Origin of the sequence: Propionispira raffinosivorans DSM 20765, assembly GCF_000381065.1 — a bacterium.
GTDB classification, from domain to species: domain Bacteria; phylum Bacillota; class Negativicutes; order Selenomonadales; family Selenomonadaceae; genus Propionispira; species Propionispira raffinosivorans.
This window is the reverse complement of record NZ_KB905840.1, coordinates 117355-130412: the sequence shown is the minus strand read 5'-3', so window position 1 is coordinate 130412 and position 13058 is coordinate 117355. Positions and strand designations below refer to the sequence as shown.

Sequence of the window (13058 nt, the reverse complement as noted above, 5' to 3'; positions counted from 1 at the left end):
ACCAATTCGGATAATTTTAAATAAAAATGGGGTTTTATGCACAATGGATATTACTAAAATAATAATTGGTCTTCATATTTCTGCTTCACATGATGCACCGCTCTATGTACAATTAGCAAATTGTTTAGCTGCTAAAATCAAAGATTCTACATTGCCGCGAGGTACGAAATTACCGCCTGAACGAGAACTGGCAAAAATGTTAAAGGTGAGCCGTACAACTACACTCAGTTCCTACCGTTTGTTGGAAGAACGTGGTCTTATCCAGTCAAAAATGGGCAGTGGCACCTATGTGAACGATAGTACAAAACCAACTGTTGATGGTTCTATGGCCTGGGAGCAATTGTTTTCTCCTCAATATAAATCACCAATGGCTTCACTCTTACGAACATTAATTGCAGCGCCAACCGCCGAGGAAACCATTTCGCTGGCGGCTGGTATGCCCGATCCAAGCTTTTACCCGCTTGACCTGATTGAATTGGCTTTCACGAAAAGAAAAGATACTTTCACTCACACGGACTACGGCTATATAGCCACAGAAGGTTATTTTCCCTTACGGCAATCCATAGCAAAATGGCAGTCACAATTTGGCAGTCAGGCAACACCAGATCAAATCCTCATTGTATCCGGCTCACAGCAAGGTCTTTATTTGACTGTAAAGGCTTTTATTGAACAGCAGGACTACGTCATCGTCGAATCACCAACTTATTTAGGTGCCATTCAAGCTTTAGAAGCCGCAGGTGCCCGCATCTTAACATTACCAGATTCTGACCATTTAGATCTGGAACTTTTGGAAGATTACTTGATCCGTTATCGTCCCAAATTAATGTATACGATTCCGACTTTTCAAAATCCAACTGGTCGTGTGATGTCATTAGATGACCGGCAGGCTTTAATTGAACTTGCCGCACGCTATCGCTTAGTCATCATCGAAGATGACCCCTATAGTTTATTATATTATGAAAAACCAGCACCACCTTCTTTAAAAAGTCTTGATACCTATGGCGGTGTCATCTATATCGGTACGTTTTCAAAAACACTGCTGCCAGGACTCCGAACTGGCTGGGTAACAGCAGCACAACCAGTAATAAATCGCTTAGCCCAAGAAAAACAGCATGTTGACCTGCACAGCAATAACCTAGCACAATTCATCCTTTTGGTCTGTATCGAAGAAAATATTCTTGCCGATCATCTGACCAAAGTTCGCAGTGAATATAAAAAACGTCGGGATGCAATGGTTCATGCACTCCGACGTTATTGTAAGGAAACGATTGATTTTTCCGTACCAGCTGGCGGCTTTTACATTTGGTGTAAAATAAAACATCCGCTATCGGTCACTGAACTCATGCACCGTGCCGCTGTCAGCAGAGTTGCTTTTGTTCCCGGTATTGCCTTTTACACGAACGGCACGCACAGTAATGAGATCCGACTCTGTTTTGCAACACACAATGAAGAACTTCTTAAAGAAGGCATACGTCGTATCGGTCAATTACTTATGACCTTATCGACAAATAAAATCCCCCCCTGCCCTGCAGCAGGACTCCCTTTGATTTGAGTCGCACTTGTAAATTATTTCAAAAAGCCGAACCATGTTTACCTTGCAATCAATAAATACACTGATCGTAAAATATGCTATACTATTCATAAAAATATACGATAAGCCAAACCAAATTGAAACCGAGGTACTCTTTATGCAAAACGAAGAATTGCAAAATCTAAAAAAATCCTTGCCAATGGTCCCGGGTATTCAGGGAATCGATGAATATATGCCTGCCGCTGTACTCGTTTTATTACTGCCGATAGAAAATGAATACCATTTTCTGCTGCAAAAAAGAAGTGCCTTTATTTCGCAAGCGGGTGAAATTTGTTTTCCCGGTGGCAAATACGACCCCAAAAAAGACATATCACTAAGGCAAACTGCTTTACGCGAAACCGAAGAGGAACTAGGTCTTTGCTCTGACAAAATTTCTATCATTGGTCAGCTCGATACGCTAGTTGTCCCACTGGGAAAAACGATCGATACCTTTATCGCTACGGCAGACTACACGCTTGCCGATATAAAATCAAACCCGGCCGAGGTAGATCATGCCTTCACACTGCCCATATCCTTTTTTGAAAAAAATCCACCTTCTACCTATAACGTTATCTTAAAAAATCATCCATCCTATATCAATCGTCAGCATGAAGAAGTCTATTTATTCCCCGCAAAAGAATTAGGCTTGCCCTCACAATATCAAAAACCCTGGGGACAATTTCGTCAGCGTATTTTTACGTATCAAACAAACGAAGGCATTATCTGGGGTTTAACAGCACGGATTATTCGTGATATCTGCTCCAAACTGCTGCCTTAATCTTGATTAAAGTCAGCGAATTTTCAACGACGAATGTGTGGGTGAATTAAGCATTTATACATTGGTAAATCGCAAAGTAAAACAAACTGGGTACCGTATTGGTATCCAGTTTGTTTTACTTATTTTATTTCAATTTTGGCCAGTAATCTTTGTTAGCTTCAATTAGATCATCTAAAATTTGTTTTGCAACACGAGCACTAGGAACCGTCTTCGACATCGTAATTGCCTGCCAGAGTTTCAGATAAGAGCCTTCCGCCCAGGCTTCTACTGCTAATTTTTCGACAGATACCTGTTGCTCCATCAGACCTTTTTGAAATTGTGGAATAGCGCCCACCGTCAAAGGTTCGGGTCCGTTGCAGCCAACAATGCAAGGAATTTCAACCATAGCTGTTGGATCGAAATTTGAAATTGCACCTTTATTTTCAACAATCAATAACATTCTTTCTTTGCTATTGTAGGCAATCGCACGAGCCAAATCAACAATATAGGACGCATGCTCATCCACCTCAAACCCACAGTTTTGGGCTGTACCAACCTCTGCAATTCGCCGGCATTCAGTAAAGACAGTTTTTTCTCTTCCTGCCATGACTTCATTGGCTCTTGTATATTCACGATTGGCATGTTCAACCACTTCATCCTGACAGAGATAATATTTCAGATACGTGTTCGGTAAAGTATTAGGGTCCAGCTGATAAAATTCTTTAACCATATCGTACGTAACGCTCCAGCTTGGATCCGCTTTAAATTCTGGATTATCAAGATTATACCCTTTTTGTCCTACATATTCGCGGATTTTCGGCATCAGATCATTACCTTGATGATCCATTATACTCGTCCACCAGCCAAAATGATTCAATCCATAGTAACGAATTTCCATATCTTTACGCGATTTCAACCCGGCAATAGCGGCCATACGACGTTCAATACCAATTGGCATATCGCAGATATTCAAAATTTTAGCTTTAGGTCTAAGTTTACGAGTTGCTTCAGCAACAATAGCAGCAGGATTCGAATAATTGAGCATCCAAGCATTCGGAGAATATTTTTCCATATAATCAATGATTTCTATTATACCGCCAATCGAACGCATACCATATGAAATGCCGCCAGGTCCGCAAGTTTCCTGACCAAGCACATCATATTTCAACGGAATTTTTTCATCAAGCTCACGCATTGCATATTTACCAACACGAATATGAGCCATAATAAAATCAATATCACTAAATGCTGTCTGTGGATCTGTTGTTGCTTCAAACTCAATATCCGGTGCTTTTTCCCGCAAAATAATTTCACATGCTTTGGCTACTATTTCCTGCCGTTTTGCATCATTATCATAAAATTTCAATTTACGAATTGGGAAACGATCCAAATTAGCCAAAAGCATCATCACAATACCCGGGGTAAAGGTACTGCCCCCGCCTGCTACAACTACCGAAAATTTCTTATCCATACTATATACGCCTCCAGAATATTTTATCCATTTTTTTATTTTTTCTAATAACACATTGCCAAAAGAGCCCTATTCATTTAGCAGCATTCTTGCTTTTAAGGTACCGAGTGCAAGTGTCAGCCTGCCATTTTGCACCGAAACTGTATAGTTATCATCCAGTGCATCTTTGAAGAGAGTCCCTTCCGCAAAGTTCGATGCATCCAAAACAATTTCTTTGGAATTGCCGCGATTCATGGCTATAATAGCGTCTTTACCTTGATTAGAACGTCCATAAACATAAACATCACCGTCTGCTTTTAAGGTAAATACATCACCATGCGCAAAGAGCTTTTTGTGATCATTCCTGACTTTGATAATTTTTTTGTAATAGCTTAATAACTCTTGATCTTCATGCCCCCAAGGATAAGTTCTACGACAATCAGGATCTGAGCTTCCATATACACCGACTTCATCACCATAATAAATTGTTGGCATTCCCGGATAACCCATAAGGAACGTTGCTGCCAGCTTAAGTTTAGCCTTACCTTCTTCATAATTGAAATCTTTCAAAGAAGCTTGTGTGAGATTATCCTTGCCGCCGCCAAATTTAAAAATAGCGCGAACCACATCATGTGAATCCACAATGTTCATCAAATCATACAGAGCTTCTTTCGGATAATTTTGCTGTAACGTTTTGAGTTCAGCATCCGCTGCTGCTGCATCGCCTTTATTCAAAAACAGATCTCCTACGGCAAAGCTGAGTTTATAGTTCATGACGGAATCAAACTGATCCCCAGTAAGGAACTGTGATCCATCCTGCCATATTTCGCCAAGCAGCAATGGTTCATCGCCTTGTGTTGTTTTTAGTGTCTTCACTTTAGTTCTCACAGCTTCCCAAAATTCCGCAGGAACTTCTTTGGCCACATCAAATCGCCAGCCAGCTAGCCCTTTTTTAAACCAGCTTGTAATGATAGCATTATCATCATCGATAAAATATTTATCAAGATCAATATTGTTTAACTGGTTTGGTTCATCTTTCACAGGTGAATTCACTACTGGCGGGAAATCTTTGAACGGAACAAGATTTGAATAACCCTGCCAGGAATGATATTTATATGTCGTTCCCATTTCATCGGTAGTTTTTTCATTTGATATATCAAACCAATTCTGCCAATTGTAGGAACTGAACACTTGCCCTGCAGCCACCAAAGATTTTTTTGCAGCCGCTTCAGCTTGAGGCTGTTTCATATGTTTCGTATTCATAAACTCATAAACTCTTGACCAGTATTCATAGGCACCCACCGTTTTATACTTACCATAGCGATCAAAATAGATTGAGTCATCCCCGACATGATTAAACACACCATCCATAATCAAGTGCATGCCTCGTTTATCCATCTCTTTAATCAGATTATCAAAATCTTTTTGTGTGCCAAGAAAGGGATCTATTTTTTCATAATTCACCGTATCGTACCGATGGTTTGATGCTGCTTCCATGATTGGATTCACGTAGATTGCGGTAATACCAAGATCTTGTAAATAGTCTAATTTTTTCGTAATCCCGACTAGATCCCCACCAAAAAAGTCATTACATTCATATGAATCCCCATCAAGTTGCGGTGTTCGCGAATGATTTGTTGGTAATTCATTCCAGTTTTTGTGTTGAATCGGCTGAGAGCCTCGGGCAGTTGTCTTCGCATTGTCATTACTCGGATCGCCATTAAAAAAACGATCCGGGAAAATCTGGTACGTTACCGCTTCTTTCGCCCAATTTGGTGTCTTGTAATCGGCTCGATAAACAGTCAGTTGAAATGGTTTTGCATCACGCAATGTAACCATCCCCGTCTGTCCCTGTTTTGCATCATCACCATATTCTTTAATTCCATTAAGAATAAATTTATAGCCATAAACTCCATTATCGTTAATTTGAATTTTTTTAGACCAAATATCTTGATCATTTTGACTGCCGACAAAATCTAGATCATAAACCGTCGTCGTTCCGGCACTGTAGTCAATATTGTATTCATCGCCGCCGCTGGCTACAATTCTTGATTTGAATAAAACGAGCTGTGCTTTTTTGATATCGCCTTTTTGTCCTCTGATAGCCAAAGTCACACTATCACCTGCTTTAATTGCTTCAAATGGCTCCCGACTCGAAAGTTCCCAAGTATTATGATAAAGTTTATCTTCATGAATACTACCATCGTCAACAAGCAGCTTACCAGTTTTTGCATCAAAATAAAGCGACAGCTTACTGTCTTTCGTTACGATAATAGGCTGCTCTGCCAGTTGCTTGCCTTTTTGCCTGATCGTCACATGATAGGTTCCGGCTTTTGCCTCAAGACTTGTCATATAAAATCCATCAAGAATTGTATCTCGCATCAAAGGATCACCTTTGACCATCTTTGCAAAATCGCCGCTGACTATAGGTAAGTCCTGATCCGACAATAACTTGTAACTGCTGCTGTCTTTTATTTTGTGTGTTGTATCATTGTAGTAAAATGTCACTGCTTGCGGTTTAGCTAAGGTCAGCTGGAGATTAGAACCATCAGCATTGCCATTCAAGCCATAGTTTTCATTCCAGCTTCCATTGACTGCAATTTTATAGCTGTAAGACCCTGCGAGCAAATTTGTCGTATAGCTGTAAAAGCCATGCCCCAAATCTTTCATCTGTGTTTTCATATCGCTGGGGTCCCAGTCCTTAGCTGCACCAAGCTGACGCTGCAAATTGCCTGCAACCATTATTTTTCTTTGCTGCTCAACTACAGTAGTTTCTTTTTTTCCCGCTGGTGGCGCAGCCATCCCAGCATAACGATACGTAACAAGATGTGTAATCCCATCATAATCAAACGTCACGTTTTGTGCAGATTTAAGATGCAGTGCTATATTTGCTCCATTAGGCTGCCCTTTATCACCGTAGTTTTCGCTCCAGCTACCACCAATCGCAATCTTAAATTCATAATCTCCTGCGGGGAGTTTGCCTTGAAGTTCATATTTTCCATTACCAATATAATTCATCCGCGTTTTTTGATCACTCGGATCCCAGACTTGGCTGCCCCCCAGTTCACTTTGCAAACTACCAGCAAGTATAACCATTTGTTCTTCTGACTGTGCTGCTTCTGCTTTTGCAATACAGTTGATATCCACTTGGGGTAATTCAATCAGTGGAGCTGCAAACAAACCAAGTGTAACTGCTAAAACAATAGCACGCATTCCATTCTTTTTATGTGCCATAGATTTCGCTCCTCTACAAATTTCTACCTCTATAAGTTGCACTAAATATTCTATATGACAATCGTCAGGAATGGAGTATGCCTATATCCCATTCCTGGCAGACTGATGACTAGCTATAATTTCTTTAATGCTTATATATAGATCCCTGTTATTTAGAAATGAAAATCCAATTCTGTCCGGAACAATTTTCTATCATCATTTGTACTATTAGCATTTATTTTTTGTTTAGAATACAATGTTTCCCATTCTACATTTTGCCATGGCACATATTTTACGCCCCAAATCCATCCTTTCATATTACTTGGCAAAGAACCCCATTCATCATCATGCCCAATATCGCCATTCGCGCCATAATTTACATACCGAGTATAGGCACCAAATGATCCAACATGCTTCATATCTGCTCCTTTATAATCTAGCCGTACCGCCTTATCCGTATTATCTTTATCCGCGCCAGTCCATACATAAGTCCCCGTCAATTTCACCGTAGGTGTAATTTGTGTTCGCAAATCAATGGCGGCGTATTTATCACCAAACCATTTTTCTTGATTCGCCTGACCATACGCAACATTGACTTCAAGATTTTTTGCAATCTTACCAAAGACGTTGACACCATAAAGATCATAATCCGCACCATCCCAAGTTGGTGCGAAATACCAACCACTCAGCGTCAAATCTTTCGAAATTGGATGCCAGAATTGCGCGCCGTCTGTTTCGCCGCCTTGCAGCATATTCTGATAGCCAATTCCACTCCATTTACGTCCGATGTTTACATACCAATTATTCGCAATCGTTCCATCGACCCAAATTCTTTGAAATGTTCCAGTATCGCTATCATCTTGCCCCTTATGCGTTTTATTTGTACTATCATTATGTGAATAATGACGATTTGTTTCTGACTGAAATTTTGCTGTCCATTGATCTGAAACTTTCATTTGGCCTTCCAAATCCATATAGAATCTTTTATTGCCATTGTTATTGGCCCCTGCTGATTTATCACTATCCCACTGGGTTCGAACAAATCCTGTTATTTTCACATTATCAACTCGCGCATTTACAGCATCAATTTTTTTATCCAAAGCTTCTAGTTCACTGCCGTATTCTTTTTCAAGCTTTTCCACTAAAGCTTGATCGCCCAATGAACCTGTCTTAGATTTATCCATTGCTTTAGCAATAATTGTTGCCATTTCATAACGGCTCATTGTTCGATTTCCCTGAAATGATCCATCGGCATAGCCTTCAATAATTCCATCTTTTGCTAATTCATCCAGTGCCGCATAACTCCAATGATCCTTCGGTACATCATTAAAGCTATTTGCCGATGCCGCAAATGCACTTGTCGGTGCTCCCAATGTTAGCGTAATCATCCATACCAATAAGCCTTTTTTCATTTTCATGCTATAATCAACGTCCTTTATTTTTATTTGTGTTACAAATCATGATCAAGATTTATCCTATTTACCTATATTCTCTCAACATACTTCCCACAGAAATAAAACTTTTTTTTGCTTGCCGTTGAATAAGATCACGTGCGGATGCCATTGCATACCCGCCAAATTTACAAATCATCGATAAATCATTGCTTTCATCACCAATAACATACACATTGGCCTGCTCCCATTGTTTCATTTGCAAAAGCATCTCGATTCCGGTACTCTTATCAATTCCCAGCGGTGTAATATCAACACTACCGCGATTTTGGCAGGCTTGTACTTTGTCGCCAAACAACAAATTCAACTGTGCAGCAGCTTGTGCCGCTTGCTCTTGCTGCGAAAATCCTAAAGAAATCTGTTGAACCTGCCGCAAAGAAGAAATTTTCTCAACCTCTATCATTTGGACAGGAAAATTCCATTGTCTGCCTTCGCGGACAATCCAGGAACCGGCTTTTGCTTGATACACGAAGGTTTGATCTGCTTGTGAAAATGCAACATGCAAGCTGTCGGTCAAACATTGATGCGTGGCTAAATCATATAATATCGATGGTTGTATTTTCGCCTGGTACAAAACCGTACCATTTTCCGAAAAAATAATTGCTCCATTATTACATATGGAAAAATCAGATTCAACGCCAAAAAATTTAAGTTGTGGTAATAACATCCCATAATCACGACCGGTTATTACGCCAAATTTATGACCTGCTTGACGCCACGAAAGAATCGCTTCAACCGTTTCTTTAGCAATTTCATGCTCAACAAAGAGCGTCCCATCAAAATCACTTGCTGCCAGTTTCAAAGGACATTGCTCCCTTCGCAGAGATAGATTCTCGCTTCATAAGAACGCAGCCTATTTTCTGGTGCATCGGCATAAGTACCCATCAACAATTTATTTATAATGAGTTCTCTTGGCAATTCATACGCTGTCTGCTTGTCCGAAAAATTACAAATTATTAATATCGTTTGCTCTGGCAGTATCCTCAAATAAGCATAAATTGATTCATTGCTTTTCAATAGTTCCTGATATCTGCCTTGTAATAAAGCTTCATAGTTTTTACGAAGCTCCGCCAATTTTTTATAATAATTAAAAACAGAATTTTCTTTCATTTGTTCACACGCAACATTGATGTTTCGATAGTTTTCATTTACTGGCAGCCATGGTTTCCCTGTGGTAAAACCAGCATTTTTTTGATTGTTCCATTGCATAGGTGTCCGAGCATTATCGCGACTGTATTTTTGAATAAACCTCAATGCCTCTTGATCCGACAAACCCGCTTGCCGCGCAAGTTGATATTGTCCATGCGATGAAATGTCATCATAGCATTGGATCGATGGCCAGGCCGTATTCGTCATCCCCAATTCTTGTCCTTCATAAATAAACGGCGTTCCTTTCAATGTGAGTAAAACGGTAGCTAACACTTTAGCTGCCAACTCTGCATCAACCGCCTCAGGGAAAAAGTGATTGATCGAACGCGGCTGATCATGATTTTCAAAAAATGCTGGATACCAGCCATTATTTGACGTCGCCCGCTGGCTTTCCGACAAGGCCCGTTTCAATTGTGTGAGTTTCCAGGGAATTGGTTGATACCATAAGCTGGACTCTTCCATATCTAAAGAAATGTGACTGAACTCAAACAACATATCAAATATACCTGTTTCACCAACCCAATACTTTAATTCCTCAGCTTTGACACCATTGGCCTCTGCTACCGTTACAATATCTTTGCCAGTAAAAACCGCTTGTTTAAATTCCTGTAAAAAGTCCAAAATACCTGACTGATTTGCTGTTGCCTGATGCACATTTCCCATACGGTCAGGTCCATCGATTGGTAAGTCATCATACACAGCCGGCTTTTTTATATAGGTTATCGCATCAATGCGGAACCCGCCAACGCCCTTGTCGAGCCAAAATTCAGCTATATCATACATTGCTTGGCGCACCTTCACGTTTTCCCAGTTGAGATCCGGCTGCTTTGCCGCAAACGTATGCAAATAATATTGTCCGGTACATTCATCCAAAGTCCAGGCTGATCCACCGAAAATACCACGCCAATTTGTTGGTGGTGAACCGTCCGGTTTAGCATCACGCCAGATATACCAGTCACGTTTGTCATTTTCGAGACTCTTACGAGATTCCTGAAACCAGACATGTTCATCCGAGGTATGATTAAACACCAAATCCAGCAAAATACGAATATCATATTTTTTTGCTTCATGAATCAGCGCTTCCATATCAGCCATCGTGCCATATTCCGGTGCAATATTCCTGTAATCAGAAACATCATAGCCATTATCAATCATGGAGGAACTATACATCGGTGTCAGCCAAATTGCGCCAGCGCCCAAATTATGGATATAGCTTAATTTTTGAGTAATACCCGTCAAGTCACCGATTCCATCACCATTACTGTCATAGAAGCTCTTCGGATAAATTTGATATACCATCGTCTTCTGCCACCATTTTAATTTATCCATCGCGCTTCCCTCCTTTTAAAATGTAGCTATAACGGTTTCATTCACTTTTGCCGTCATACCCGCTGATAATTTCATAAATGGATATTCTGTAGAATTTGTAACCGCTAAAATAACAAGCGACGAATATCCTTCCTGCTCAATAAGATTTTTATCAAATTTAACCAATTCTTCTCCAGCTTTAACTTTTTGTCCGGCTTTAACCTTAACCTGAAAACCGCGGCCTTCCATCTTGACTGTATCAAGCCCAATATGGATCAAAAGCTCCACACCACTTTCCAGTCGCATTCCAACTGCATGGCCTGAACCTTCCATAACCATTGTGATTTCACCATCAGCTGGCGCTGTTACAAGTTCAGTTTGTGGATATACAGCAACACCGTCACCCATCATTTTTTGGGAAAACATTTCATCGGGAACCTGTGTGATAGGTATAACTTTGCCACTGACAAACGCTTTTAACATCGTCGATTTTTCTGTACCGGAAATGACATCTTCGGCCATCTTATCTTGCAACAATGCCTCAAAACGTTCTCTGATTTGTGGAACGGACAATCCTACAATGACCTGAATGGCATGTCCATTTTTCACTAAACCATGGGCACCTGCTTTGGTAAAAGTGCTGACACTTTTAACTAAAGCATCATCAACAACAGTCACTCGTAGACGCGTTGCACAATTTGTGACATCTTTAATATTATTTTTACCGCCTAGTGCTTCAAGAAAAACGGCTGCTTTAAGATCACGTTCATCGATCTTGACATTTTCGCCCATTTTCCCTTCCAAGGCTTTTTTTGCTTTGTACTCCGCCTTGGAATACAATTTTTCATCCTCATCGGTACGACCTGGAGTTTTATAATCATTTTTTAAAATAAGATAACGAAATACAAAAAAGTAGATTGCCGTGAAACTTAACCCCACTACTATTTGTATAATATAAGTTGTGGAATGATATTTAAATAACGGTACCCAGTTTTGCACAACAGCATCAATCAGGCCCCCGCCAAACGATCCAACTACACCAAACATAAACAGTGTTGCGGCCAGTGTTGCGGCCAGCAAAGCATGTACCAGAAACAGTACTGGTGCTACAAACAAAAAGGTAAATTCAAGTGGTTCGGTAATCCCGCAGACAACAGCTGTAATCGTTGCTGGTATTAAAAGACCTGCAACGGCTTTCTTTTTTGCTGGTTTAGCTGTCGCGTAAATCGCCAGGGCAATCCCTGGAATACCAAATATTTTTGAAGATCCATGCAGCGAAAACCCTGCTCCGGGGAACATTTCTTTTAACGAATGCGACGAAGTTGCAAAATCTTGTAAATGCTGCAGCCAATATTGTTGTATGCCACCATCAACGATGGCTGGGCCAAAAATAAATGGCGTATAAATAAAGTGATGAAGCCCTGTCGGAATCAAAATTCGTTCACAAAATGTATAGAGCCAGACTCCAATGGCATCACTCGCTTTTAAGAATTCCTGAAATGTGCCAATCGCATGCTGGATCCCTGGCCAAATCAGGCAGAAAAAATAAGCTACGGGCAACATCAAAAAAAATCCTGCGGCAACGACGAGTGACGATCCTTTAAAAATACCTAAGTAATCAGGAAGATCAACATCAAAAAGTCTATTATGCAGCCACACTGTGATCCCTGAAATCAAAATTGCTCCCAGCATCCCAATATCAAGTGTTTTAATATTAGCAATCATTGCCAATCCCGTTCCACCGCCGGCGTTCAGACTATAATCGACACCAAAAAATGGACCCGCTAATGTCAGTATTCCTGAGACAAAATAATTGAATACTACATAGATTACAAAAGCTTCCATACAGGCTCTAGCCTGATTTTTTTTAGCTAACCCAATAGGCAGAGAAAGTGCAAATAACAATGGCATCTGCGCAAAAACAGTCCAGGCACCTTGTTCAATTACATACCAAACTGCATACCAGAGACTTCCCTTATCGGCCAGGGAACCCACAATATCGGGATTTTTAAAAATAATCGATAACGAGACCATAATACCAAAGAATGAAAATAATATAACGGGCGTAAACATCGCTCCGCCAAAACGCTGTACATTTTGCATGACAACGTCCTTATTGATTACCATAACCATACCTCCTCCAATTTCATAGCTGACAGA

Annotated in this window: 8 protein-coding genes; 2 read left to right on the top strand and 6 right to left on the bottom strand. The window is 40.4% G+C overall.

The genetic code is table 11. The features are described 5' to 3' along the window. Nucleotides 1-43 precede the first annotated feature (43 nt). Complete coding sequence (gene pdxR, locus F606_RS0102200; RefSeq protein WP_019552226.1) at nt 44-1552, top strand: MocR-like pyridoxine biosynthesis transcription factor PdxR; 1509 nt, start codon at nt 44-46, stop codon at nt 1550-1552. Nucleotides 1553-1688: 136 nt separating this feature from the next. Further along, on the top strand, nt 1689-2348 hold the full coding sequence (locus F606_RS0102195) for an NUDIX hydrolase (RefSeq protein ID WP_019552225.1): 660 nt from the start codon (nt 1689-1691) through the stop codon (nt 2346-2348). A 124-nt stretch (nt 2349-2472) separates the two neighbouring features. Here F606_RS0102195 and F606_RS0102190 read toward each other — a convergent pair whose 3' ends face one another. The 6 genes from F606_RS0102190 to F606_RS0102165 all read right to left on the bottom strand — a co-directional run bounded on the left by F606_RS0102190 (nt 2473) and on the right by F606_RS0102165 (nt 13025). Next, the gene (locus tag F606_RS0102190; RefSeq protein ID WP_019552224.1) at nt 2473-3798 is read right to left on the bottom strand and encodes a 6-phospho-alpha-glucosidase; all 1326 of its coding nucleotides are present in this window, start codon (nt 3796-3798) and stop codon (nt 2473-2475) included. 69 nt (nt 3799-3867) lie between these two features. Continuing rightward, complete coding sequence (locus tag F606_RS0102185; protein ID WP_019552223.1) at nt 3868-7011, bottom strand: pullulanase X25 domain-containing protein; 3144 nt, start codon at nt 7009-7011, stop codon at nt 3868-3870. A 152-nt stretch (nt 7012-7163) separates the two neighbouring features. Continuing rightward, complete coding sequence (locus tag F606_RS0102180) at nt 7164-8408, bottom strand: S-layer homology domain-containing protein (protein ID WP_019552222.1); 1245 nt, start codon at nt 8406-8408, stop codon at nt 7164-7166. 61 nt (nt 8409-8469) lie between these two features. Beyond that, a complete protein-coding gene (locus F606_RS0102175; RefSeq protein WP_019552221.1) occupies nt 8470-9243 on the bottom strand; it encodes an HAD-IIB family hydrolase in 774 nt (257 codons plus the stop codon). After that, nucleotides 9240-10919: a glycoside hydrolase family 13 protein gene (locus F606_RS0102170; protein WP_019552220.1), complete on the bottom strand. Its 1680-nt coding sequence runs from the start codon at nt 10917-10919 to the stop codon at nt 9240-9242. The genes F606_RS0102175 and F606_RS0102170 overlap by 4 nt, the downstream gene beginning before the upstream one ends. 15 nt (nt 10920-10934) lie before the next feature. After that, entirely contained in the window at nt 10935-13025 is a 2091-nt protein-coding gene (locus F606_RS0102165) for an alpha-glucoside-specific PTS transporter subunit IIBC (protein ID WP_019552219.1), read from the bottom strand. Nucleotides 13026-13058 lie beyond the last annotated feature (33 nt).